The organism is Aquisalinus luteolus (assembly GCF_009712425.2).
GTDB classification, from domain to species: Bacteria; Pseudomonadota; Alphaproteobacteria; order Caulobacterales; family Parvularculaceae; genus Aquisalinus; species Aquisalinus luteolus.
The window spans coordinates 429,864-454,573 of the sequence record NZ_VCJR02000001.1 but is presented as its reverse complement, the minus strand read 5'-3'; the positions used below and the strand labels follow the sequence as shown (position 1 = coordinate 454,573).

26 protein-coding genes are annotated in these 24,710 nt (G+C 60.1%); 12 read left to right on the top strand and 14 right to left on the bottom strand.

The window, feature by feature from the left end; genetic code table 11:
* Position 1 precedes the first annotated feature (1 nt).
* Genes FF098_RS02015 through FF098_RS02005 form a run of 3 tightly spaced genes read left to right on the top strand, consistent with a single transcriptional unit; the run spans position 2 to position 1,815 of the window.
* Entirely contained in the window at positions 2-826 is an 825-nt protein-coding gene (locus FF098_RS02015; RefSeq protein WP_155136664.1) for a 3'(2'),5'-bisphosphate nucleotidase CysQ, read from the top strand.
* 22 nt (positions 827-848) lie between these two features.
* Positions 849-1,088: a DUF4170 domain-containing protein gene (locus FF098_RS02010; protein ID WP_155136661.1), complete on the top strand. Its 240-nt coding sequence runs from the start codon at positions 849-851 to the stop codon at positions 1,086-1,088.
* Positions 1,089-1,113: 25 nt separating this feature from the next.
* Positions 1,114-1,815 carry a protein tyrosine phosphatase family protein gene (locus FF098_RS02005; protein WP_205967337.1) on the top strand — a complete coding sequence of 234 codons (702 nt, stop codon included), beginning with the start codon at positions 1,114-1,116 and terminating at the stop codon, positions 1,813-1,815.
* Positions 1,816-1,827: 12 nt separating this feature from the next.
* Here the strand turns inward: FF098_RS02005 and FF098_RS02000 are convergent, their stop codons facing one another.
* The 4 genes from FF098_RS02000 to FF098_RS01985 form a co-directional block, all read right to left on the bottom strand.
* Positions 1,828-3,405, bottom strand: coding sequence for an alpha-L-fucosidase (locus tag FF098_RS02000; protein WP_205967336.1), 1,578 nt, complete (start codon positions 3,403-3,405; stop codon positions 1,828-1,830).
* 86 nt (positions 3,406-3,491) lie between these two features.
* A complete protein-coding gene (locus FF098_RS01995; protein WP_155136659.1) occupies positions 3,492-4,175 on the bottom strand; it encodes a DUF4336 domain-containing protein in 684 nt (227 codons plus the stop codon).
* 776 nt (positions 4,176-4,951) lie between these two features.
* On the bottom strand, positions 4,952-5,869 hold the full coding sequence (locus tag FF098_RS01990; protein WP_155136655.1) for a hypothetical protein: 918 nt from the start codon (positions 5,867-5,869) through the stop codon (positions 4,952-4,954).
* Positions 5,827-6,039: a DUF6471 domain-containing protein gene (locus tag FF098_RS01985; protein ID WP_155136652.1), complete on the bottom strand. Its 213-nt coding sequence runs from the start codon at positions 6,037-6,039 to the stop codon at positions 5,827-5,829. The genes FF098_RS01990 and FF098_RS01985 overlap by 43 nt, the downstream gene beginning before the upstream one ends.
* Before the next feature lie 104 nt (positions 6,040-6,143).
* On the opposite strand from FF098_RS01985, the gene FF098_RS01980 reads away from it, so the two are divergent.
* Positions 6,144-7,097 carry an IS1595 family transposase gene (locus tag FF098_RS01980; protein ID WP_155136649.1) on the top strand — a complete coding sequence of 318 codons (954 nt, stop codon included), beginning with the start codon at positions 6,144-6,146 and terminating at the stop codon, positions 7,095-7,097.
* On the opposite strand, the gene FF098_RS01975 is transcribed toward FF098_RS01980, so the two are convergent.
* The 3 genes from FF098_RS01975 to FF098_RS01965 all read right to left on the bottom strand — a co-directional run bounded on the left by FF098_RS01975 (position 7,063) and on the right by FF098_RS01965 (position 10,287).
* The gene (locus tag FF098_RS01975; RefSeq protein ID WP_155136646.1) at positions 7,063-7,500 is read right to left on the bottom strand and encodes a hypothetical protein; all 438 of its coding nucleotides are present in this window, start codon (positions 7,498-7,500) and stop codon (positions 7,063-7,065) included. The genes FF098_RS01980 and FF098_RS01975 overlap by 35 nt on opposite strands.
* 145 nt (positions 7,501-7,645) lie before the next feature.
* Complete coding sequence (locus FF098_RS01970) at positions 7,646-9,313, bottom strand: NAD+ synthase (protein ID WP_155136641.1); 1,668 nt, start codon at positions 9,311-9,313, stop codon at positions 7,646-7,648.
* A gap of 53 nt (positions 9,314-9,366) precedes the next feature.
* Positions 9,367-10,287: an MBL fold metallo-hydrolase gene (locus FF098_RS01965; protein ID WP_155136638.1), complete on the bottom strand. Its 921-nt coding sequence runs from the start codon at positions 10,285-10,287 to the stop codon at positions 9,367-9,369.
* A gap of 170 nt (positions 10,288-10,457) precedes the next feature.
* Between FF098_RS01965 and FF098_RS01960 the strand changes: the two genes are divergently transcribed.
* From FF098_RS01960 to FF098_RS01940, 5 genes are all read left to right on the top strand, one after another.
* A complete protein-coding gene (locus FF098_RS01960; protein WP_155136635.1) occupies positions 10,458-11,837 on the top strand; it encodes a class II 3-deoxy-7-phosphoheptulonate synthase in 1,380 nt (459 codons plus the stop codon).
* 121 nt (positions 11,838-11,958) lie between these two features.
* On the top strand, positions 11,959-12,864 hold the full coding sequence (locus tag FF098_RS01955; RefSeq protein ID WP_155136632.1) for a hypothetical protein: 906 nt from the start codon (positions 11,959-11,961) through the stop codon (positions 12,862-12,864).
* Between the two features lie 120 nt (positions 12,865-12,984).
* The gene (locus FF098_RS01950) at positions 12,985-13,899 is read left to right on the top strand and encodes a Gfo/Idh/MocA family protein (RefSeq protein WP_155136629.1); all 915 of its coding nucleotides are present in this window, start codon (positions 12,985-12,987) and stop codon (positions 13,897-13,899) included.
* A 28-nt stretch (positions 13,900-13,927) separates the two neighbouring features.
* Positions 13,928-15,100, top strand: a complete 1,173-nt coding sequence (locus tag FF098_RS01945; RefSeq protein ID WP_155136626.1) for a DegT/DnrJ/EryC1/StrS family aminotransferase — start codon at positions 13,928-13,930, stop codon at positions 15,098-15,100.
* A 154-nt stretch (positions 15,101-15,254) separates the two neighbouring features.
* Complete coding sequence (locus FF098_RS01940; RefSeq protein ID WP_155136623.1) at positions 15,255-15,842, top strand: thymidine kinase; 588 nt, start codon at positions 15,255-15,257, stop codon at positions 15,840-15,842.
* A 206-nt stretch (positions 15,843-16,048) separates the two neighbouring features.
* On the opposite strand, the gene FF098_RS01935 is transcribed toward FF098_RS01940, so the two are convergent.
* Positions 16,049-17,434 carry a Y-family DNA polymerase gene (locus FF098_RS01935; protein ID WP_155136620.1) on the bottom strand — a complete coding sequence of 462 codons (1,386 nt, stop codon included), beginning with the start codon at positions 17,432-17,434 and terminating at the stop codon, positions 16,049-16,051.
* A 119-nt stretch (positions 17,435-17,553) separates the two neighbouring features.
* On the opposite strand from FF098_RS01935, the gene FF098_RS01930 reads away from it, so the two are divergent.
* Both FF098_RS01930 and FF098_RS01925 read left to right on the top strand, forming a co-directional pair.
* Positions 17,554-18,726 carry a vWA domain-containing protein gene (locus FF098_RS01930; RefSeq protein WP_155136617.1) on the top strand — a complete coding sequence of 391 codons (1,173 nt, stop codon included), beginning with the start codon at positions 17,554-17,556 and terminating at the stop codon, positions 18,724-18,726.
* Between the two features lie 49 nt (positions 18,727-18,775).
* Positions 18,776-19,390 (top strand): hypothetical protein, encoded by a 615-nt coding sequence (locus tag FF098_RS01925; RefSeq protein WP_155136614.1) that lies wholly within the window; start codon positions 18,776-18,778, stop codon positions 19,388-19,390.
* A gap of 53 nt (positions 19,391-19,443) precedes the next feature.
* Here FF098_RS01925 and FF098_RS01920 read toward each other — a convergent pair whose 3' ends face one another.
* The 3 genes from FF098_RS01920 to FF098_RS01910 all read right to left on the bottom strand — a co-directional run bounded on the left by FF098_RS01920 (position 19,444) and on the right by FF098_RS01910 (position 21,285).
* Positions 19,444-19,944 (bottom strand): host attachment family protein, encoded by a 501-nt coding sequence (locus tag FF098_RS01920; RefSeq protein ID WP_155136611.1) that lies wholly within the window; start codon positions 19,942-19,944, stop codon positions 19,444-19,446.
* An 89-nt stretch (positions 19,945-20,033) separates the two neighbouring features.
* Entirely contained in the window at positions 20,034-20,378 is a 345-nt protein-coding gene (locus FF098_RS01915) for an Hpt domain-containing protein (protein WP_155136608.1), read from the bottom strand.
* Positions 20,379-20,520: 142 nt separating this feature from the next.
* Entirely contained in the window at positions 20,521-21,285 is a 765-nt protein-coding gene (locus FF098_RS01910) for a hypothetical protein (protein WP_155136605.1), read from the bottom strand.
* A gap of 199 nt (positions 21,286-21,484) precedes the next feature.
* Here FF098_RS01910 and FF098_RS01905 point away from each other — a divergent pair, with 199 nt between their 5' ends.
* Positions 21,485-22,993 carry a helicase HerA-like domain-containing protein gene (locus tag FF098_RS01905; RefSeq protein WP_155136602.1) on the top strand — a complete coding sequence of 503 codons (1,509 nt, stop codon included), beginning with the start codon at positions 21,485-21,487 and terminating at the stop codon, positions 22,991-22,993.
* Positions 22,994-23,003: 10 nt separating this feature from the next.
* Here the strand turns inward: FF098_RS01905 and FF098_RS01900 are convergent, their stop codons facing one another.
* The 3 genes from FF098_RS01900 to FF098_RS01890 form a co-directional block, all read right to left on the bottom strand.
* Positions 23,004-23,444: a YHS domain-containing (seleno)protein gene (locus FF098_RS01900; RefSeq protein ID WP_205967428.1), complete on the bottom strand. Its 441-nt coding sequence runs from the start codon at positions 23,442-23,444 to the stop codon at positions 23,004-23,006.
* A gap of 128 nt (positions 23,445-23,572) precedes the next feature.
* Positions 23,573-24,295 carry a hypothetical protein gene (locus FF098_RS01895; RefSeq protein WP_155136599.1) on the bottom strand — a complete coding sequence of 241 codons (723 nt, stop codon included), beginning with the start codon at positions 24,293-24,295 and terminating at the stop codon, positions 23,573-23,575.
* A 182-nt stretch (positions 24,296-24,477) separates the two neighbouring features.
* Entirely contained in the window at positions 24,478-24,642 is a 165-nt protein-coding gene (locus FF098_RS01890; RefSeq protein ID WP_155136596.1) for a hypothetical protein, read from the bottom strand.
* Positions 24,643-24,710: the final 68 nt, after the last annotated feature.

Sequence of the window (24,710 nt, the reverse complement as noted above, 5' to 3'; positions counted from 1 at the left end):
GATGGCGGAGCGCTTTCCCGGGCTTGCCGCAGACCGGCAGGCGATGCGAGAGGCCGTGCGCGAGGCGGGCGCCGCCGTGCTTGCCTTGTTCGGCGGCAGTATCGATGCCTGGACCAAGGCAGACTCCAGCCCGATTTCCGAGGCCGACCTCGCCGCCAACCGCATCCTGAAAGCCCATCTGATCGACCGCCATGACGGCGGCTATGGCTGGCTGTCGGAGGAGAGCACCGAGGAGCATGGCCGCCTCGACGCGCCGCGCACCTGGGTGATCGACCCGATAGACGGCACCCGCGCCTTCCTGAAAGGCCGCCCGCATTTCACCATCTGCGCCGCCCTGATCGAGGAAGGCGATGCCATTGCCGCCGCCGTCTTCAACCCCGCAACACGGGAGTTCTTCGAGGCCGAGCGCGGCGCAGGCGCGACCCTGAACGGTGCCCCCATTGGCGCCAGCGGGCACGCGGTAGTCGAGGACTGCGCCATGCTGGGGGCCGAGCACATGTTCCGCCACCCCGGCTGGCCGGAAGACTGGCCCCAAATGCGTATCGACCAGAGGAACTCGACGAACTATCGCATGGCCCTCGTCGCCAAGGGCGAGTTCGACGCGACCTTGGCGCTCGCCCGCAAGGCCGACTGGGACGCCGCCCCGGGCGCACTGATCGCAGAGGAGGCCGGGGCCATCGTCAGCGACCATCTCGGCGAGAAATTCACCTACAACAAGCCCGACCCGCGCCAGAGAAGTCTTGTGTGCGCGGCCCCGGCGTTATACGAGCATGTGCTCAAGCGCCTGGCGCACCTGCCGCCGGATTTCACGAGCGGCAGCAACTGATCACTTAGAAAGAGGCACCCTGATGAGCGACAAGGAACCGCAACTCCTGCACCTCGTTTTTGGCGGCGAACTGGAGAACCCGGCCGAAGCCCGGTTCAAGAATATCGACGAGCTCGACATCGTCGGCATCTATCCGAACTATGCGCTGGCTGAAAAAGCCTGGCGCGGAAAGGCGCAGCAAACCGTGGACAATGCCCACATGCGCTATTTCATCGTGCACATGCACAGATTCCTCGACCCGGATGGCGACGGCAAATTCTAGACCGCCGTCCAAAAAAGGAGCCGCCATGGCCGGGCCGATGACCCGCGAGGAATTTGCCACGCCCGAGGGCAGGAAACGCGCATGGCGCAACCTGTTCCTCGGCGACCATGGCTTCCTGCGCAAGATTTACGACAACAGCCACAAGATTTCCGACAAGGTCTGGCGCACCTACCAACCCTCCCCTGCCCGCCTGAAAGAGTGGCGCGACATGGGTGTGAAGACGGTGATCAACCTCCGTGGCCTGCGTAACTCGGTGCCACAGTCCGGCTTCTACTGGCTGGAGGAAGAGGCCTGCGAGCAGCTGGGCCTGACCCTGATCAACCACCGCGCCTGGTCGCGGGAGGCACCCCCAAAGGATTTCATCCTTGGACTGAACGAATTGTTCGAGACGATCGAGTATCCGGCGATCCTGCACTGCAAGTCCGGCGCCGACCGGGCTGGCATCGGTTCCGCCCTCTATCTCTTCCTGCATGAGCGCCGCCCGCTGGATGAGGCGCTGGAACAGCTGTCGTTCAAATACGGCCATGTGAAGGAAGGCAAGACCGGCGTGATCGACCATTTCTTTGATATCTACAAAGCTGTTGCAGAAGCTGAGGGCGTCGAGCCAACCCGTGAGCATTTCCTTGCCTGGGTCGAGAGCGATTACGACAAGGAAGCGGTGCAGGAAAGCTTCCAGCCGACGGCACTGGGCAGCCTGCTGACGGAAAAGATCCTGCGCCGGGAATAGCTCCTGCCAGACTTATTCCTCTGGCACAGCCCTGACGATTTTCCAGACGAGTGCCGGCTGGCCGCGTGCGTCATCGCCGACCGGTATGACGAGCCCTTCCGTCCCGCGCTCCCAGCCATTAACCTCACCCCCACCGACGAGGCTGATCGAAGCAATCTCGTCCTCGTAAAGCGTCAGGTCGCTTGCCAGGGACTTAACCGTCAGCGTGTCGCCGTCCGGCTCGCCCAGCGCGATGACATACAGTGTGTCGCTGCCCTTCGTTGTGAAGCGGATATCCCCGGCCGTGTAGGAGACTGCATCGAGAAAATGGCCGCTGCCGGAGAGTTTCGTCGGCCCCTCGCCATAGACACGCCATGGCCGCGTCTCATAGATTGCCTCGCCATTGCGATCCATCCAGTGTCCAAGATCATTCAGCACGGCGCGCTGGTTGTCCGGGATCGTGCCGTCGGCCATCGGCGATACATTGAGCAGCAACTGGCCGTTCTTGGAGACGCTGTCGATGAAGTCGTGCAGCACGCGGGTCAGCGGCTTGACGCCCAGATCCTCCGTGTAGCACCAGCTGCCATCGGAGATCGTATCGTCCGTCATCCAGACCTGATCGGTCAGGCGGTCCATCCGTCCCTTTTCGAAATCCTCCACCGACCATGTCAGCGGCAGGTCTTCCTGCTTGTGGGTGACCATCACGTCCTGACCGCGTTCCCGCGCCGCATTGAAATAGTATGCGGCGAAACGATCGCGATAGGATTGCGGGATCGTGTCGAGCCATGAGTCGAAATAGATCAGGTCAGGGTGATAGCTGTCGATGAACTCGGTCAACTTGGCATACCAGATCTCCTCCAGCCATTCACTCTCCGGCACATTGCCATACAGCAGGCGCAGCTCCGGGTCGTCCGATGTCGGCGGCTGGCCGGGTATCCACGGATAATGACTGTCGCTGAAGATCCAGCGATCCTCACCGGCCAGCAGCGCGTTGGATTCCTCCGCCGTCAGGTCGCTGTAGCGCTGCAGGTTGCGGGCATGGTGGAACGAGCCCATGACCTTCAGCCCACGCTCGCGATAGGCCTCGTACAGCTCGCCCACGACATCGCGCTCAGGCCCCTTGTCCGCTGCATTCCACGGCGTCACCGCGCTGTCCCACATGGCAAAGCCGTCGTGATGCTCGGCGACGAGGCCGGCGAATTTCGCGCCAGCGGCGACGAACAGATCGGCCCATTCATCCGCATCGAAATTCTCCGCCGTGAACATCGGGACGAAGTCGTGATAGCCGAACTCCTCCGGCGGGCCGTAGCGCTCCACATGGCGCTGGTAGACCGCTTCGATCTCTGGCCTCGAGGCATACTCGCGGAAATGCATCCAGCGCGGATACCACTCGTCGCGATCGGCCGGCACGGAGTAGACCCCCCAATGCACATAGATGCCGAGCTTGGCATCGCGGAACCATTCGGGCACTTCGCTGTGGCGCGACAGGGAGGCTTCGTCGGGCTGGTATGTTGTCGCCTCATCACGCTGAGCCATGGCAGGCGAAACGAGGAGGAGCGCTGCGCCTGCGGCGCAAACACTTATGGCAATTCGTGAAACCGATGACGACATGTTATCCACCCTGGTGTTCTTGTTACCGGTTACAGTACAAGGCGGGGAGAACGGGTCAAGCGAGCTTCTGTCAATCCTGACTGCGTTCAGAACAGCCAGGCAAAGGCACGGCGCAGATAGCCCCGAGCATCCTGCACGACCGGCGTGCCATGGGCCATGACGATTTTTTCGGCGGGCCAGTTCAGGACTTTTTCGAGCGATGCGTGAGCAGCAGGCTTGTCCGTGAAGGCGAGGCGGAATTTTCTGGGTACGGAGGGTTCCGGTTCCATCATCAGGTCGAGTTTTGCGACCAGAGCCCGCCAGCCGGAGAACCAACCCTTGGGATATTGCTGCAGCAGGTCGGTGAACAGCACCGTGCCGCTTGAGCGATGGAAGAAGACAACTTCGGTCGTAATCTTGTTGCCCATGATCGGGCACTGGTCGATCTCCCCCGCCCAGCCTGCATTCGGCTGATCGGACAGGATGTCATCAAAGGTCAGGTCGTCTCGTTTTTCCGGCAGTCCCGGCGCGCCGATCAATTCGGCATCAGGAAAAGCCGCCTTCCAGTCCCCCAGATAGAGATGATGCAGCGTGTTCGGCGCGACGATGTAGCGGACCGGCCCCAGTGCCTCGACCTGTTCGCGCAGAGCGTCCGTCAATTCGATAGGCGACCAGATGAACACCCCGCCATCGGCTAGCCTGATCACGGCCATGCGCGTCGGATAGGCGAAGCCGAAAACCTCGACCGTGCCACCATCGGCAAGCCATAGAGAGTCTGCAAACTGCTGCATTGGCGGCTCCTTCCCCGACCTGCCTCCTTGTGCGCAACACCGCGGCGTTAGGCAAGGCTTTGAAGGCGATTGGTGTTTCACCGGATCAGGGTTAGTCAAGGATGAAACCGCCTCGCGGCGGCGCCCAATTTGGTTAAACGGAGCCCCAACCCCGTTTTCAGATCGGCCTCACCCTTACAGGCATTGGCTGACTAAACTGCACCAATATCGCCGCCACTCAATGAGTGCGAACGTCTGAAAGATGATCCGCCTACGCTGACGCTTCGGCGCGACACCCGCTTACGCCCTTTGGGCTTCAGCGCGGCACGGAGGGGCCCGTGGGAGCGCTACGGCTCCATATAAAATATATAAGGTGTAGGTAGCCTCACACTCCCACGGCGGTGATCTGGTGCGGGGCCGATACCCAGCTCTCCCGTCCGCACTGTCAAGATACGGAACACCGCTCCGCCGGACGATGCGGTGAGGAGGAAACGATTGATCCAGTGAATCAATCGTCCTCCGAACGCGCGCCGCCGTTCGCCCTACAATTGGGGCCCCAACCCCAATTTTTCAGGGCTCACCCTGATACGCCCTGCCCCCACCGCAGGTCACGGCAGAACAGAACGCCTCCACCCGGTCCTCACCGGGCTTGGGGATGGTTATAAGGGAGGTATTGTGGGCGGGGATAAGTTTCCCCTCACCCGAACCCGGAGGGAGAGGTAGAGCGTCGCGGGATGCTCACGGCCTTATGTAGCAAAAGCACCAGCGCCCAGAGGGGGTGCTAGGTGACTAGCTCGCTAATTGTCCACCTGCTCCACCTTCAGCTTTATATCTTGCTTTCCGGTATCGGGGTTGGTGGAGACAGACTCCACGTGCGCGATGTATCGCTTTTGAAACATTATTCGTCGATGAAATGCAGTGTCGTATCCGCCCGTCACGATTATTTCTACTCGCGCTTTGCCGGGCAGAATCTCGTCAATGTGTCTGAGATAGTTCAGGGCCGGATCGCCAATAGTAATGGACGCAGACGCCTTTGGGTCGATGCTTTGTGTAATCAGCGAGCCGGATCTAGTATGATCAGGTGGCCATTTGCAGTGCTGGGATTTGATTACATTATCGTCAATGAACAGAATAAAATCGTACTGTATTCTCACACTGTAAGCCGGTGTGGAACCGGTGTTCATCCAGGTTTGAGCCAGATAAATGAACAATCCACCTCCCAGCCTATCTTTGTGATCAAGCTGAAATCTAAACCCCGTCTCGGAGAGGTATGCTTCTGTTTGAGCCTCCCCAATGTCTTGAGTAATCCGCGTCAGGTCTCTTGTTTCGGAAAGGGTCAAAAACAGAAGCACCAAGCCAAACCCGGTAAATCCGGCAATCCAAATGGTCCAGTAGGCCATCCTCTCTTGCGCGAGCAAATCTCGCTCAGCGAGCGTAAGTGGCTTCACTCCATAAGCTTTGGGGTTGGTGGTGCTTTTAATTTGCTGGGCTTCGGCCTCATTGGTCGCAGCCGCAGCCTCCTGTTGGGCATATTGGGATGCGTATGCTGTTGCGTAGGAGGTTTTCTGGTGGCTTGGGGTATCTAACCCGCTAACGCTTTCAGACGGCGGCTGGAAATGAACAGCAATGGCAAGGATGACCGCCAAACCGATAAGGGCAAGGGTCCAAAACGCTAGACTATTTCTATCCTGTTTGCGCCTATCGCCTGTAAACATTGAAGCATGAAAGCAGCAGAAAACTTTCCGCGCGAGAGTTTATTTCGGATGTTGGCCTCTTTTTCTTCCACCCCTATCTCTGCCAGCTTGTCTACTAGCTGGGCATAGGTAACGCCCCGGCGCTTAAGTTCGGCCTTGAGGATGCCGGACGCCTGCTTTTCCCAATCCATATGTATCTCCGATAATAGAAAAAGTACTATTTCCGATATATATGCCCTTGTATGGGATACGTCAACGTACCATATATGATGCATAGGCATCGGATATAGTTACAATGGCACAGCATTTCTTACTCTCAGCAAAATCCCGGACCCTGTCGATCAAAGAGATCTACAAGGCTGGCGAGGAAGCGGCTTACAAGACGTTCTGCGAAATTCGCTGGCCTGAGACTGCCGGCGAGGCTGTTTGCCCGGCTTGCGGTCATGACGAAGCCTACAAGATCACCACCCGCCGCAAGTTCAAGTGCAAGGCCTGTCACAAACAGTTCTCGGTCACGTCCGGCACGATCTTCGCCAGCCGCAAACTCGACTTCACCGACCTGCTGGCCGCTATCGCCATCATCGTAAACAGCGCCAAGGGCGTCTCTGCCGTTCAGCTTTCCCGCGATCTGGACGTTCAGTACAAGACGGCTTTCGTTCTGGCACACAAACTGCGCGAAGCCATGGCCGACGAAATCGACAACGCCAAGATCGATAGCGAGTGCGAAATCGACGGCGCGTATTTTGGCGGCCATATCCGCCCTGAGAACCGCAAGGAAGACCGCCGCGACCGCCGCCGCCTCGCCTACCAGAATGGCAACCGCCGCGTTGTCATCGTCGCCCGTGAGCGCTTTGGCCGCACCCTGACGACCGTTGCCAAACGCGAGGCCGAGGGCGTCCAGTTCGCCCGTGAGCGCGTCCTGACCGGCGTTACGATCAATGCTGACGAGGCTTCCCATTGGGACAATCTGGAAGGCTTCTACCCGCTGGAGCGCATCAACCATAGCGAGGCTTATTCAGTGAATGGCGTGCACACCAACTTTGCCGAGAGCTATTTCTCCCGCCTTCGCCGCATGGTCTCGGGCCAGCATCACCACGTCAGCCCGAAATACCTGCACCAGTACGCAAACCACGCTGCATGGCTGGAAGATCATCGCCGGGAGAGCAATGGCAAGCTGGCCCGCCGCGCCCTGCACAATGCGCTCGCCGCTCCGATCAGCCGGGATTGGGCTGGGTATTGGCAGCGCTGAGCCGCCACGCCCCGTCATATAGTTCGACAAGGCCACGTTTCTTGTACTTGTCGAGATTACGGCTGACCTTGCTCGACACCGCACCATAGAAGCGGGCGTCATCCAGTTCCCAGCCCTTTTCAGCGCAAACTTGTTCGGTCATCTTGCGCAGCGTCAGGCCGTCAGGATTGGCCCTGAGGACGCGCATCAGCATTCGGGGCAACTCGCCTGAGTAGAACAGCCCATCAGTCAGCTTGCGCTTGGCCGGGTCTTCAAAGCCGGGGCCGGTGTGGCCAAGATGGATAAGGGTCGCATCCAGAGACTTCAATGTCTGGCGCATTTCGTAAGCCTTGCGCTCATGGTCTCGGATGCGTGCCCGTAGCGCATCACGCTCTTTCAGAAGCTCGGAAATAACATTGTCCATAAGGCCGAAATTATCAGAACACGGACTCACAAATCAGGTATATTGTTGGTGCTTCTGCTACATAAGGCCGGATGCTCATTGTTCGTACTTCACCTCTCCCTTTGGGAGAGGTCGGAAAATGCGTCAGCATTTTCCGGGTGAGGGCCTACCTGTCCCTGAACCCGTTGACGATTGGATAACGCCGGTCGCGGCCGAAATTCCGTGTGGTGATCTTCGGGCCTGGGGGTGACTGGCGGCGCTTGTATTCGGCGACGTATAACAAGTGCTGGATGCGGCGGACGGTTTCCTCGTCATGGCCCTCGGCGATGATGTCGCGCACGGCCATTTCCTCCTCGACAAGGCGATTGAGGATGGCGTCGAGAATTTCATAGGGCGGCAGGGAGTCGTCGTCGCGCTGGTCGGCGCGCAGTTCGGCCGAGGGCGGCTTGTCGATGATGTTGACGGGGATCACCTCGCCCGACGGTCCGAGGCAGCCCTTAGGCACTTTCTTGTTGCGCCAGCGGGCAAGCGCGAAGACATCCGTCTTGTAAACATCCTTGAGCGGATTATAGCCACCATTCATGTCGCCATAGAGGGTGGCGTAGCCGACCGACATTTCCGACTTGTTGCCGGTCGTCAGCACCATCGGGCCGAACTTGTTGGAGAGCGCCATGAGGATGACGCCGCGGATGCGCGATTGCAGGTTTTCTTCCGTCGTGTCGGGTTCGCGGCCCGCGAAGGTCTCGCCCAGCATCTCGTCGAAGGCCTTCACCGCGGGTTCGATGGCGATGGATTCATAGGAGACGCCCAGCGCCTCGGCACATTTCTCCGCGTCGCTCAGGCTGTCGCCCGCCGTGTAGCGCGACGGCATCATCACGCAGCGTACGCGGTCGGGCCCCAGCGCATCGACGGCGATGGCGGCGGTGAGCGCGGAGTCGATACCGCCGGACAGGCCGATGACGACGCCCGGGAATTTGTTCTTGTTGACGTAATCGCGCACACCCATGACGAGGGCGGGATAGGTGAGCTCATGCCCGGTGGGCCAGGCAAACATCGGGCCGTCCGTACAGGTCCATTTTTCATCCTGCTTTTCCCACCCGGTCATGAAGACGCCGGTCTCGAAGCATGGCGCCTGCACGCGGTCGTTCTGGGCGTTGCCGGCAAAGGAAGAGCCGTCGAAAAGGAGTTCATCCTGCCCGCCGACCTGGTTGACGAAAATCAGCGGCAGGCCGGTCTCTTCCATGCGGGCCTCTGCCGTCGTCAGGCGTTCGGCGTGGGCCGTGGTGCGGAAGGGCGAGCCATGGGGGACGATGAATATCTCCGCGCCCTGCGCTTTCAATTCCTGCGCCGCGTCGGGATACCACATATCCTCGCAGATCATCAGGCCAAGCTTCATGCCGCGCCATGGCGTCACCGTCACGCTGTCGCCGGTGCGATAGCGGCGCGGCTCGTCGAACACGGAGTAATTGGGCAGCTTGGTCTTGAAGACGATGTTCTGGATGACACCTTCATCGCACAGCACCGCGGCGTTCCATGCCTTGCCGCCGCCGCGCTCGGTCTGCGGCCAGGGCGAGCCGATGATCATGGCCGGGCCGCCATCGTCGGTATCTTTCGCCAATTCCTCGACAGCGGCGCGGCAGGCGCGCTGATAAGCTGGCTTCAGCACCAGGTCCTCCGGCGGGTAGCCGGAGACGATGAGTTCTGGGAAAACGACGAGGTCGGCGCCCTCCTCCGCTGCCTGTTTGCGGGCATCGCGGATCAGGGCCTTGTTGCCGTCAAGGTCGCCGACGGTCGGGGCGATCTGGGCCAGGGCGATTTTCAGTGTCTCTGCCATGGCCCAGATTTATGCTCAATCGGCGCATAACGCCAGAGGCAGGGCAACGATACTTAGTGATCGTGATCCGCGTCGCTGTGATCCATATCCTCATGGGACATTTCCGTCGTTAGGTCTTTCACGAGCGTGCGCGTCATGCGCTCGCCATTGATGAAGCCCCACGCATAAGTCTCGTTCCACTCGGCCAGCGGGTCGGCGGCCACGATCTCGTCCTCGCTCATGCCTTCATCGACCAGCGCCTGAACGGCGGCTTTGGCATCGACCAGCACATCGTGTAGGGCGAGCACATCGGCCTCGGTCGAGAGCGGGCCGTGGCCGGGGATGATCTGCGTGTCTTCGTCCGCCATTTCGACGATATTGGCGAGGTTGGCGATATAGCCATCGACCGAGCCACCGCCATCGAGGTCGATATAGGGGTAACGGCCGGAGAACAGCGTGTCGCCCGTATGGATGATGTTGAGGTTCGGGATGTAGACCATGGAGTCGCCGTCGGTATGGGCGCTCGGGACATGGTGAATCTGGATCTCGTTATCGTTCCAGAAGAAGGTCATGCCGTCCTCGTGGGTGATGACCGGCAGGGCCTCGTCGGAGCGCGGCTCCTCGCCACTTGCCAGCCGCACGCGGACATTGGCATGGGCAACGATGGTGCCGCCGGCAGCAGTCATTGCCTCGTTCCCGCCGGTATGGTCGCCGTGATAGTGGGTGTTGAGGACGTATTTCAGTTCCTGGCCACCGGTGATCTCCTCGACCTTGGCGAGGATGTTCTCCGACAGGCGGTCGAACTGGTCGTCGATCATCAGGACACCGTCCGGCCCGGCAGAGATACCGATATTGCCGCCTTGGCCGACCAGCATGTAGATGCCGCCGCCAAGGTCCGTTGCTTCGATGGTGACTTCCTCGTCCTGGGCGTGAGCGATACCGGCTGCGACTAGCGCGGTCCCTGCGGCTGCGGTTGTGAGAAATCTGGCTTTCATTTTGCTTCCCTCTGGATGTTTACTCCTGAGCCAATATCTAGAGTACACGGGCACGAAAGACACATGACGCCCGCGTGAGCCGGATTTTACCGTATTAATGGGCGCATGGCGGTTGATTGGTCGGGGGCCTTAGCATAAAGAGTTAAGCCCTACTTGGATTGAGACATAAAATGGCACGAGAACAGGCACAATGGGCACCCGACACTTGGAGGGCGCGCCCGGCAAAACACATTCCGGACGATTACCCCGACATGACGGCGCTTGCCGCCGTCGAGGAAGAGCTGTCGAGCTATCCGCCGCTGGTGTTTGCCGGGGAGAGCCGCACGCTGCGCCAGCGCCTTGCCGCCGTGTCCGAAGGCAGGGCTTTCCTTCTGCAGGGGGGCGATTGCGCCGAGAGCTTCAAGGAATTCCACCCGAACAAGATCCGCGACACGTTCCGGGTGCTGCTGCAGATGGCCGTGGCGCTGACCTATGGCGCCGCCATGCCGGTGGTCAAGGTCGGCCGCATCGCCGGCCAGTATGGCAAGCCGCGCTCCTCGCCCATCGAGACGGTCGATGGCGTGACCCTGCCCTCCTATCGCGGCGACAATATCAACGCGATGGACTTTACCCCGGAAGCGCGCGTGCCCGACCCGCAGCGCCTGTTGAAAGCCTATGGCCAGTCGGCGGCGACGCTGAACCTGATCCGCGCGTTTGCCAAGGGCGGCTATGCCGACCTCAGGAACGTGCACAAGTGGAACCTGGAATTCGTACAGGGCAATCAGCAGTCTGAGCATTATCACGAGATCGCCGACAAGATCTCCGATGCGCTGACCTTCATGGAAGCTTGTGGCGTGACGTCGGATTATTCCAAGCCGCTGTCGGAGGTGGAATTCTTCACCTCCCATGAGGGCCTGCTGCTCGGCTATGAACAGGCGATGACGCGCGTCGATTCGACCAGCGGGAAATATTACGACACATCCGCGCACATGATCTGGATCGGCGACCGCACCCGCCAGCCGGATGGCGCCCATGTGGAATTTGCCCGCGGTATCGAGAACCCGATCGGCATCAAATGCGGCCCCACTCTGGAGCCGGACGAGCTGATGGAGCTCTTGGATATCCTGAACCCGAAAAACGAGGCTGGCCGCATCGTGCTGATCGCCCGCTTCGGCGCCGGGAAAGTGCAGGCAGGCCTGCCGCGCCTCGTCCAGCGTATCCAGAAGGAAGGCCGCAAGGTCGTCTGGTCGTGCGACCCGATGCATGGCAACACGATCAAGGCGGAAAACGGCTACAAGACACGGCCGTTCGATTCTATCCTGTCTGAGGTCAATTCCTTCTTCGAGGTCTGCCGCGACGAGGGCGCCCACCCGGGCGGGGTCCACTTCGAGATGACCGGCCAGGACGTGACCGAGTGCATCGGCGGGGCCCAGGCGATCACCGAGAGCGACCTGTCGAGCCGCTATCACACCCATTGCGACCCGCGCCTGAATGCAACACAGTCGCTGGAGCTGGCCTTCCGGCTGGCGGAGTCCCTGCGCATGGACCGCGCAGCGCGCGCCGCGGCATAGCTTCCGGAAGGACTGAAAATTAAAGAGCCAGCCATCGCCAGCGCGTTGGCTGGTTTTTTTTAATATTTATCAGGCAGACTTATCCCCTGTAAGAGATTCCAAGCCGGGGGGCCGGATTACGATGCATTACGAAGAAGCCTTGCGGCGCTGCCGCCATGCAGCCGTAGCCGCGTTTGTCAGCGGCGCGCTGACAGCGGGCGTCGTGCTGTTCGCCATATTTTCCGGTGATGGCGGCTGGAGCGGCGACAGGGTCATCGATTTCTTTGCCGATCCGTGGATGCTGATAGATGTGGTGATGATCCTTGGACTGGGCCTTGGCGTCTGGTTCCGGTCGCGCTTTTGCGCCGTGTCCCTTCTGATCTATTACGTCCTCAGCAAGATAGTGATGGTGGTCGAGTTCGGCCAGGTTGGCGGCCTTCTGGTGTCGGCAATCTTCGTCTGGTTCTATTGGAGGGGCATTACCGGGGCATTCGCTGCCCACCGGATCCGCAAGGAGCGGGATGAAAACTACCGCCGTGTGCCGGCATGGCGCTGGATCGGCGGCAGCGTTGCCGCCGTGGCATTCCTCGGGCTCTTCGGGTTCGGCTTCTTCCTGATGATGTCGCCGGACGCGCCCCAGACCTATGTGACCGATATCGACACGACGCCGCAGGATCAGATCGATGGGCTGCGCGAGGCAGGCATCATCCGCGCCGACGAACAGTTGAAGATGTTCTATTCCGAAGCCGTTTTCGATTACCGCAAGGCAGGGAATATCCTGACCGACAGCCGTGTCGTATCCTATGAAACACTTGATGGTGTACAGAATATCTACTCCGCCACGTATGAGGAGATCACCGGCATCTACCTTGAGAGCAAGGGCCATGCGATGGAAGATACGCTCGCCTATATCACCTATGGCGAAAACGAGGATGGCTGGCTCTATCTTATCCTGTCGGCAGAGCGCGGAGGGGATGAGGATTTCCTGTCCTACCTCGCCCGGCGCACGGGCCTTTCCCTGACAGACCAGAACGGCGCACCGCTGTAACTGACGAGCCCGCAGGCTTGATTCCTCGTGTAACAGCCCGAAATATCATGTGACGGTGGCCTGATTGCCTCCCGTGCCAGCACTATTTATGGTGCACCGCAAAAGGAAGGTGTGCACGACATGACATTGAAAGCAGGCGTTGCCGGGGCAGGCGTTTTCGGCGGCTATCATGCCAACAAATATGCCGAAGCAGCCGATGCCACCCTTGCGGCAATCTACGACCCCGATCCTGATCGCGCCGCGATGGCAGCGAAGATGCATGATTGCGAAGCCTGCACCGATTACAACGATTTCCTGTCGAAAGTTGACCTGCTGACGATCGCTGCGCCCGCCAGCTTCCATTACGAGCTTGCCCTGCGCGCATTGAAGTCCGGCCGTCACTGCCTGGTCGAAAAGCCCATCGCGCTGAATGTCGCCGATGCCGACCGGCTGATCGAGGTGGCGGAGGCCGAGAACCTCGTCCTGCAGATCGGCCACCAGGAGCGTTATGTGTTCGAGGCCTTCGGCATCCTGTCGCGGGCCGACAAGCCGCGCGAGGTACGCTCTCGCCGCCTCAACAAATTCTCCGGCCGGGCGATGGATGTGTCTGTCGTCTTCGACCTGATGATCCACGACCTCGACATGCTGTGCCAGATCGCAGGCGGCGCGGTCGAGAGACTGACAGCAAGCGAAGTGTGCGAGCACGGGCCGCATTCGGATCGTACCGAGGCGGAGATCGTTTTCGCAGGCGGACTGAAGGCGAGCCTCGCCGCCTCCCGCCTCGAACAGTCACCGACCCGCGACATGACGCTCGTCTATGATGACGGGGAAATCGTGATCGATTTCCTGAAGCGCGAGATCACCAACACGACCGGCACACCGCTGGCGCTGGAGTTCGGCGCGGAGAATGCGCCGCTGGCGTTCAGCGACCCCCTCGCCTTCGGCACGCAGAGCTTCATCAGGTCGGTCATGACCGGCGAGGCGCCCATCGTTTCCGGCAAGGCAGGCCGGGCAGCACTCGACCTTGCCATCCGCATCGAACAGGCCGCAGCCTGACACGCATAATTCAAGGAGGATACTGAGCATGAACGGCGTATCGAACCTGGCCCTGGAACGCGAAAGCCGCGTTGGCAACATTGCCTTTATCGACCTGAAGGCACAGCAGAAGGTGATCCGAGAGCGGGTCGAGAAACGCCTGATCGCCGTGCTGGACCATGGTCGCTATATCGCCGGGCCGGAAATCGATGAACTGGAAGAAATTCTCGAAGAAAAGACCGGCGCGAAACATGTGATCGCCTGTTCCAACGGTACCGATGCGCTGATCATCCCGATGATGGCCCTGAACCTGACGCGGGAGGATGCCGTATTCATCCCCGGCTTCACGTACAATGCCACAGCCAATGCCGTGCTGATCGCAGGCGGCACGCCGGTTTTCGTCGATATCGATCCGAACACGTTCAACATGTCGACGACAGACCTGATCACCAAGATCGAGGAAGTGAAGCTGCAGGGCAAGTTGAAGCCGCGTGTCATCTGCGCGGTCGACCTGTTTGGCTCGCCGGCCGACTACAACGCCATCAACAGCATCGCCGAGGCCGAGGACATGATCGTCTTCGGCGATGGCGCGCAGAGCTTCGGCGGGAAGCTGGATGGCAAATGGGTCGGCAACCTGGCGCCGGTGACCGGCACATCCTTTTTCCCGGGCAAGGCGCTGGGCGCCTATGGCGATGCGGGCGCGACGCTGGTGCGCGACGATGACGAGCTGGCCAAGATCTGCGAGTCGATCCGCTGGCACGGCACCGACGAGCAGCGGCGTGAGTCCGTCCGTGTCGGGATGAATGGCCGCATGTCGACCTTCATGGCCGCCGTGCTGCTGGAGAAGGTCGCGATCTTCTATGACGAGTTGGAGGCGCGCCATCGGATCGCAAATATTTATAATGAGCGGCTCGCCGATATCGCCCGCCCGCAGCAACATGTCGAGGGTGCGGAGAGCGGCTATGGCTATTACACCATTGCCATCGACAATCGCGATGCCGTGCGTGAAAAGGCCGGTGAAGCCGGTGTGCCGACGGCGATCTATTACATGCAGCCGCTGCACACGATGAAGGCGTTCGAGGCTTACGCCCCGGAAGGCGGCCTGCCGAATTGCGAAAAGGCGGCGAATGAGGTCCTGTCCTTGCCGATGCACCCCTACCTGACCGAGGAACAGGCGCATTTCATCTGTGACGTCATGCAGGCGGCGGTGAAAGAAGTCTGAAATCCTTGTGCTTCGTGGCCCGCTATCGCGGGCACCTCAGCATGAGGATTTTCAATCCGACAAATTAAAGATAGCCTCATCCTGAGGAGCTGCGCAGCAGCCTCGAAGGACGAGGCGCCCGAGCTTCAAACTACGACTCGTGTCAAAAACAGGTATGGCAAAGCTCTATTTTTCCTATTCGGCGATGAATGCCGGCAAGTCGACGATCCTGTTGCAGGCGGCGTATAACTATCGCGAGCGCGGCATGGTGCCCGTGCTGTTCACCGCCGCCATCGACAAGCGCGGCGGCGAAGGCAAGATCGCCTCGCGCATCGGGCTCGACGAAGACGCGCTGATGTTCGACGCAAGCCACGACCTGTTTGCCTGGGTCGGAAGCCTGATGCCATGCCATTGCGTGATGATCGACGAGGCGCAGTTCCTGACCGAGGCTCAGGTCTGGCAGCTCGCACGCGTTACCGACGATCTGGGTGTGCCGGTTATGACATATGGCCTGCGGACCGATTTCAGTGGTCGGCTGTTTCCCGGCAGCGCCACCCTGCTCGCCGTCGCCGATACGGTGCGGGAAATCCGCACGATCTGCTGGTGCGGGCGCAAGGCGACAATGGTGCTGCGCATCGGGGCCGATGGCCTGCCGGTTCTGGAAGGCGACCAGGTCGCCATCGGCGGGAACGAGAGCTATATCTCGCTGTGCCGCCGCCACTGGCGCGGGCAGCAGATCGGCCCGGATGAGGTTGAGGGCTGAGGATTGCCCCACATCTCAACTTCCCTTCTGTGGAGACTTTCTTTTAGTGGCATCCAAGGCCTGTAAGGCACTTTATGCCTTACAGGCCTTGGTGGCATTGTCATTAGACAGATCATTGCATGTCAAGGCGGCACCCGCTTCGCGGCGCGCCAAAGGCGCGGCCTTGACATGCAATGATCTGTCTAATAGCGCCCCCCCTTTTGTCCCTAAAACAAGAACTCCGAATCCTCGGGCACCCGCGAAAACGCGATCTTGGCGCCGAGATAGTTGAGGTCTAGCCCCTGCTGGGCGGCGAGATTGACATAGCGGCCCGATGGCGGGCGGGTGCGCTCCCCTGCCCCCAGCCTTGCATATTTCTGTTCGAGGTCGGTATTGATCCTGTCGATTGCGGCCCACAGCTTCGCCCGGCGCTTTTCCTTCTCGCTTTCTTCCGCGTTGTCGAAGAGGTCGCCCTGACTGATGACGCTGTCGCCTTCCCTGGCCAGCCCGTGCAGGAAGAGCGAGACGTTGCCGATACGCCGCCCGCCGCCGCCATCATGCAGGCGCGGCATGACATGCAAAAGCTCTGTCCACATATCATCGAGCACATCGAGGAACCGGTAGGTGTCCTGCGTATAGGAAAACTGCCGGTTGGAGCCCCAGCGGTCACCCTCGGCCCGCTCGCCATCATGGTCGACACCGGCGCGCATGCGGATCGACAGGTTCAGCGCGCTGGCATACATGCCGTAATGCCTGAGACGGCTTGCCGCCTTCAGCAGCAGTGCCCGGGTGACGATCTTCGCCCCCTCCGGCGTCTCGTGTTCGCGCGACAGGACGCGGCCATGGCCGATCATGCGCTTTTCGGGTTCTGCATCCTCGTGGGTTTCATAGCCATGCAGCGCGTACCAGAAGCGCTCGCCCTGGACAGAGCCCCAGACCTGGCGGGCCTGTTTCGGGGCCATGTTCCAGAGCTGGCGAAAGGTGGTGACGCCAATGCGCTGCAGCCGCCGGTCGACGCCGGGCCCGATGCCGGGAATGTCGATGATGTCGATATCGTCGAGCCGATCCGGCAGGTCGCCGGGAGCAAAGACCGTCAGCCCGTCCGGCTTTTGGCTTTCTGCTGCCAGCTTGGCGAGCAGCCGGGTCTGGGCGAGCCCGGCGGAGAAGCGCAGTGCCGGGCTGAGATTGGTGGAAATGCTCTCGCGGATACGTTCGGCCAGCGCCATCGCCTTTGCAGGGTCACCCTCCGACGGCGCAAGGCGGCAGGCCCATTCGTCGATCGAATACACCTTGGTGACGGGGATGTGCTTTTCGACCTCGGCCAGCAGCAGCTTGTGTATCTGCACATAGCGGTCGTGCCGGGCGGGCAGGACGACAAGGTCCGGGCACAGGGTCTTTGCCTCGCGCACCATGGTGCCGCGCTTGATGCCATAGGGGCGGGCCTCGTAGCTCGCCGCGATGGCTGATGTATGGTCGGATTTCTGCGGGATGACGATGACCGGCCGGCCACGCAACGCCGGATTGTCATGCTGCTCCGCCCCGGCGAAGAAGGCGTTGCAGTCCATGAACAGGTACGCCAGCTGGCGGTGCCAGGTGTTCTCGACAGTTCCCATGACGAGAACAAAGATAGAACGTATGAGCCAGGGAGTCTATCGCCGCCCTTCGGCATTTTTTCCACGGGCCGCTGCATGCTGCCCTTGCGCGGGACGCCGCGAACGCTACCCTCCCCTCCATGTTCACCAGATTTTTCCATGAGCTGAAAGACGCCGGGCTGCCGGTTTCCCTGCGCGAATACCTAACTCTTATGGAGGCGATGGAGGCCGATCTCGCGGGCAAGCGGGTCGAGGATTTCTATTACCTCTCCCGCGCGGCCCTCGTGAAGGACGAGCGCAATCTCGATAAGTTCGACCGGGTCTTCGCGCACGCCTTCAAGGGCATTGAGAGCGTCAGCGAGGGTATCGAGGCGGAGATCCCCAATGAATGGCTGCGCAAGCTCACCGACAAGTTCCTCACTGAAGAAGAGAAAGCACAGATCGAGGCGCTCGGCGGCTGGGACAAGCTGATGGAGACGCTTCAGGAGCGCCTGAAGGAACAGAAGGAGCGCCATGAAGGCGGCAACAAGTGGATCGGCACTGGCGGCACCTCGCCCTATGGCCATGGCGGCTATAACCCGGAAGGCATCCGCATCGGCGGGGAGAGTACCCACAAGCGGGCGGTGAAGGTCTGGGAGAAACGGGAATACAAGAACCTCGACAGCTCGGTCGAGCTTGGCACGCGCAACATCAAGATGGCCCTGCGCCGCCTGCGCCAGTTCGCGCGCGACGGCGTGCCGGATGAATTCGACCTCGACGGCACGATCGACGGCACTGCACGCAAGGGCTGGCTCGATATCCATATGCGGCCCGAGCGGCGCAATACGGTCAAGGTACTGATCTTTTTCGATATCGGCGGGTCGATGGACCCGTTCATCACGATCATGGAGGAGCTGTTTTCCGCCGCGCGCGCAGAATTCAAGCACATGGAATACTTCTACTTCCACAACTGCCTCTACGATTTCGTGTGGAAGGACAACAAGCGCCGCTGGACCGACAAGATCCCGACCTGGGATGTGCTGCATAAATACGGCAATGACTACAAGGTGATCTTCGTCGGTGACGCCTCGATGAGCCCCTATGAGATCACCGTGCCCGGTGGGTCGGTGGAATATTTTAACGAGGAGGCTGGTGCCGTCTGGCTGCAGCGCCTGCTCGATATCTATGAGAATGCAGTCTGGCTGAACCCGGTCAGACGGCAGAGCTGGGACTATGTCGGCTCCATCGGCATGATGCGCCAGCTGTTTGCCGACCGAATGTATCCGCTGACGCTGGAGGGTCTGGAAGGCGCAATGGCGGAGCTGAAGCGGTAGCCGCCAAGTTGCGCTTTACAGAATTCTTCGAACCGGCCAGTTTTCCCCCATGAGCCATATCGATTCCTACCCGCATGAAATTGTCGGCATGTTTGGCCGGTTGCCCGTCTATCATCCGCTCGAGGACATAGAGGGCGAAGACGACGAGCATTTCACAGGCGATTTCAGCTGCACGACCGGCCAGATCGTCATCGGCGGCGGATCGGGCGAGCATGAAGGCCTGATCCTGCGAAAGCCAGCGGCGGCGGTTGGCCAGTTCCTGTGGATGCTTATCGGGGATGACAGGATCGATGGCGGGAGGGACGAATGGAAGGAGCTGATCGACTTCAGCTTTTATGAACGCGAGATCATCGAGTTCAGCGGCTGGTCGACCAAGACCCATGCCAAATTCTATGAACTGTGCACCACCGCCCTTCCACACCCCTATGATGATGACTCATTCGAACTGGGCTTCGAAGCGTGGTTGATCGCCGGACTGGGGGAGTTCGTCTTCTATGCCATGCCGGAGCTTGCCAGCGAGCTGATGGACAAGCTCGATGATCCGTACAGGGGCATACATCATGTCGAGTATAACAACATCACGCTGATCCCGCCGAACATGCCGGTCTATGCCAATGGCGGCAACGCCTTCACCATGACCCGGCGCAACGCGCCCAAGGCGTGATGCAAAAAGGGAGAGCCGGAGCTCTCCCTTGGCATATCGTGTTTATCGGCTGATCAGGCGTAACGCTTCAGGTCCTTGTCGTAGTCAGGATCCGGGCCTGAGAAGAGCTCACCAAGCTGTGCCTCGATCTTTTCGATCGGGTGGTTGGTCAGGTCGCTGCTGACTTCCTTGACAATACGGTCCTCGGTTTCCTTGTGATAGCCGTTGCGCAGCTCGCCAAGCGCCTGTGGCGGGGCGAAAACAACGAGGCGGTCGAAAGCATTTTTCAGCGCGGCCTTGTTGAGGCGATCGGCGATTTCACCGACGAAGCGCTCTTGCTCGAACTCATGCCAGTCCGTATCATCAACAGCCGATCTCTGGGCACCGCCTGCGCCATTGTCATTCATCCGCCCACGTCTATTGGCGGCCTGCTCTCGCGTGGGGGGATTGTCCAGTTCCTCTTTCCTGATGACGTTCAGGAGCGGCTGGGTGTCGATATCGTCATTGCGGAAAAACAGGGCTTTCTCGCCATCGGCGACGAGTACCCAGGTAATCTGGTCAGCATAATCTCTCATGATTGCACATCCTTTCCGTTATTCCCTATGGATAACAAACAGGGTGAGGTGTCGAACGTTCCGGCCTCAGAGCCGACCTTGAGAGATTGTCAGGTGCCGTCGCGCAGACGACGGATTTCGGCGATGGTCTCGCGGCCTGTACTGCGCAGCTGCTCCAGCAGTTCAGCCCGCTCTTCACGCCGGCGCGAAAGCCCGACCAGCGTTTCTGCGCGGGCGCAGATATCACCCAGCTGCCAGGCACCGACACCGCGGGCTGCCCCTTTCAGGGCGTGGGCAGCATCGCGCCAAGCCGCATCCTCCGCAGCCGGATCAAGCAGCCCGGCCCACATCTCGGCTTGCGTCTCGAAAATGCCGAGTATTTCGTCGCGCAGCGCATCATCGCCGGCAACATAAAGATCAAGATGGTCAAGATCTATCAGGCACGCTGCAGTCATCGTCGTCGCCCCTTCGCCTCGCGGCCCCTGATCATGAAAGGTGCCGCCCTCGTCCGGCTCAGGATGACAGAGCAATGATTAACAGACCGTTCATGATATGGGCGGCAGTTCAGCGACGCCCTGCGGACAGGAGAATATCCCTTTATCGCTCGTCAGCGGTTTCTTCTTCAACCGGCCCGGATGCTTCAGGTTCTGCGGCTTCGGATTCTGCCGCTTCGGGTTCGACCTGTTCCTCAGACGGTAGCGTCACCTGCTGTGCGGCGGCATCCGCCTCGGCGGCGGCCGTGATCGCCTCGCGAGCATAGGATTCGGCATCGAGGGCAGCGGCCACCGCTTCATCCGCCGCGTCACGGGCTTCCTTGGCCTCCGCCATCGCCTGCGCACGATACTCGTTGGTCATGCCTTCGGCGACCTGTGTGGCTTCCCTAGCGGAGAGAAGCGCGTCCTGCGCCGCCATGGAAGATTCCTCGGCAGCCTCCATCGCTGCGACGGCCAGCCTGTCGGCATCCTTTGCGGCGGCAATGGGGTCGGTTTCCTGCATCATCGCGATGTTCGAAATCGCCTTGTTTGCATCGTCACCGGCCTGATCGGCCAGGATGATGGCCTCACGCGCCCGGGTGATGGCGGTTGCCGCGGCTTCGTTGACCATGTCACCGAGCGGGAATTCCTCGGCCACGGCCTGTTCCACACCGGCGGGGTCTTCCTCATCCACAACCGCTGTCTCCTGCGGGGCGGGCTCCGGCTCTTCCTCGCCGGTCACGGCATCGCCGATCTGGTCAGCTGTTTCCTGCACTTCCTCGACAGCCTGTTCGGCAACCTCGGGAACCTCGCGGCCGGAGAAGATGATCGCCGCGATGACAGCGGCAATGACGACCGCAATGATGAGCAGGATTTTCAAGACGTTCATTGTCGACCCCCAGTCGAATTCTCTGTTTCAGAACGCACCTTACCCGCGATGGCCGCCATTCCAAAGCGAAACCGTCGCCCTGCGGGGCTGCTGTCGCTGACAAATGCCTGAATTGCCTGTGTTTTACCCTATATCCGGCCTTGTTTCCCGCGGCGGTATTGCCGAATATCGGCCCTGATCAGGAGAGGACAGGCAGATCATGAACGAGCAGATGAGCGATCCGGGTATTTTTGTCGGCAAGGGCGAGAACCCTGTGTCCCTCACCCTGAAATATGCCAACCGCCACGGGCTGATCTGCGGCGCGACAGGCACGGGCAAGACCGTGACTTTGCAGATTCTCGCCGAGGGCTTTTCCGATGCCGGCGTGCCGGTCTTCATCTCCGACGTCAAAGGTGATGTCGCCGGGCTGTCGCAGGCAGGCACGATGAAGGGCTTCCTGCAGGAACGGGCCGAGACGATCGGGCTGGAGCCATACGACATGAAGGGCTACCCGACCGTCCTGTGGGACCTGTTCGGCAAGCAGGGGCACCCGGTACGGGCGACGATCACCGATATGGGCCCGCTGCTGCTGGCGCGGCTGCTGGGCCTTAACGACACGCAGGAAGGGGTTCTGGTGCTCGCCTTCCGCGTTGCCGACGATGAAGGCATGCTGCTGCTCGACCTGAAGGATTTGCGGGCATTACTGATCAATATTTCGGACCGGCGGCAGGAGCTGCAGGCGAAATACGGCAATGTCTCGCCATCCTCCATCGGCGCGATCCAGCGCAAGCTGCTCGCCCTGGAAGAACAGGGGGCCGACCAGTTCTTTGCAGAGCCCGCGCTGGACCTGAACGATTTCATGCGCACCGCCGAGGATGGCCGCGGCATCATCAACGTGCTGGCCGCCGACAAGCTGATGATGTCGCCAAAGCTTTACGCGACCTTCCTGTTGTGGATGCTGTCTGAGCTGTTCGAGATGCTGCCGGAGGCCGGCGACCCGGACAAGCCGAAGCTCGTCTTCTTTTTCGACGAGGCGCACCTGCTGTTCGAGGATTGTCCGCCCGCCCTGCTCGACAAGGTGGAAACCGTCGTCCGGCTGATCCGCTCCAAGGGGGTCGGCGTCTATTTCGTAACCCAGAACCCGATGGACGTGCCGGACAGCGTTTCCAGCCAGCTCGGCAACCGCATCCAGCATGCATTGCGGGCCTTTACCCCGAAGGAGCGCAAGGTCATCCGCGCAGCGGCAGAGACATTCCGCCCAAACCCTGCGTTCGAGACGATAGATGTGATTACCGAGCTTGGGATCGGCGAAGCACTCGTCAGTACCTTGATGAGCAAGGGCGTGCCCGGTGTTGTCGAGCGAACGCTCATCCGCCCGCCCTCCTCTCGCATGGGGCCGCTGACGGCGGCAGAGCGCAAGAAGACGATCGGCGCCTCCCCCGTCGCCGGCACGTATGACAAGACCGTGGACAATCGCTCCGCCTACGAAATTCTTGGCGAACGCGCAGAGAAAGCTGCCGCAGAGGCCAGAAAGCAGGCCGAACGCGAAGCGAAACAGGCTGAAAAGGCGAAAAAAGCGAAGACGAGCGGCTCTTCATCAGCAAAGCCGCGCAGCCGGTCTCGGCGCCAGAGCACCACACAGGCAGTGCTCAAACAGGTGGCGCGCACCGCGACAAACCGGATCGTCTCGTCGCTGATGCGCGGCATATTGGGAAGCCTGAAACGCTAGGCGAGGATGCTCAATCCAGAATGTCCGGCCAGTTGGCATCGGCCTTCATGATAAAGCCCGGGATATCCGTCTCCCAAGTTTCCTGCACCTTGCGATCGTAGTTGAGATACAGCTTGCCATCGACGATGGTCCAGTAAGAAGGGTCGCCCTTTGCCAGCTTGCCTTCCGCGACCGCCCAGGCGCAGTAGCCGCCATATTGCGGCGCATAGGCGGATGGATTGGCGATGAACAAGTCCCTGTTTTCAGCAGAAGAAAAGCGCCACTCAGCGCCTTCATGGTCTGTGGTATATTCCTTCGAGCCCTGAACAGGCTCGCCTTGCGTAAAATAGGCAACCGGGTCGTAGCCACCGACAGCGGTGCTGGAGAACAGGCCGGTATAGATCGGGTCGGCAGCACTGGCTGTGGTGAAGTGAAAGAGCCCCGTAATCAGGGCAGCAAGAATGATGGGCAGACGTTTCACGGGTTTGCTCCTTGCAAATGGAAAATGACGGGAACTGACTGACCAAAGTGCTATCGCACTATGCCAATCCGGTCCCGTCACAGCTTTTCACAAGAAGCGGAAGCTATCCGTGTGCCGGCCTAGCGACTGTCATCATCGTCCGCGATATTGCCGGTGACATAGCGGTTGCGTTCTTCCTCGTAAACCAGATTGGGGTTACTGGAACCAGTGTACGCGTTGCCATAGCCGGATGCCATGCGGCGGCTTTTCACCGTTTCCCCATCACGCTGGGAGAGAAAGATCTGTGCATCATTTGTCGCCCTTGCAACGGCCTCCTCGGCCTCTTCGAGCTTGGCAGCAGCCTCGGCAGCCTCTTCCTTGGCCTCACGAGCCTCGCGCTGGCTCTTCTCTACGCTGACGGCAACATTCGTCAGTTCCTCGGCCTCATCCGTTACCTCGCTGGCATCCTCAGCGGCCTGTGCAAGCATAATCGACACTTCGCGAGCGATCACAGCCGTTGCGTGTGCGCGATCAGCCGCCTCGAGAGAAGCCGTGACCGATGCCTCGGCCGCGTCATTATAGGTTGCAAGCTGGGCTGACTTTTCCGCGCTTTCCTCAGCACGCGTTGCGTTTTCCTCCAGCTCCTCTGCCAGGGCATAGGCCTCTTCGGCCAGCTTGCCGGCCCGTTCCACAGAACGATCGACACTCCGCACTGCCCGTTCCTGGCGGGCCATCACATCCACATCGCTGTTATCGGCCAGCGCAGGTTCCTCGCCGATCGAGCCGCCATTTCGATCGATCAGGTAAAGCGCGCCACCGACCAGCAGGGCCACAAAAAAGATAAATCCGAAAAATCTTGCCATATCACGTCTCCATGCAGTGTCTGTCTGAGAACAGCGCACAAAGGGATTTGGTTCTTACAGAGATGATTGACGTTTTTTGAAATTCGGAGCGCTGCCATTGGCGTGACGCCATGTAAACGCGAAAACAAGTGCAAACCGTCAGGCGATCAGTCACCTGACCATGCCAAGAGATTGTCTCTCTCCTACATCACCGAAACGGATGCGGCGGAGTAAGGTGCCTGTTGTTCGACAAACGCATCTTCCCCATAATTTATAGCGTCCGGCTGGTCATTCTGCGCACCGAGCGAGATCATGACCAAGGGGAGGCCTACGGCAAAGATAATCAGAACAAGAACATAGCGGAGCATGGTTTTTTCTCCTATCCTGTTACGCTACTGTTCATAAAACGATTCTTGGGCTGACCAGTTCGCTTTCA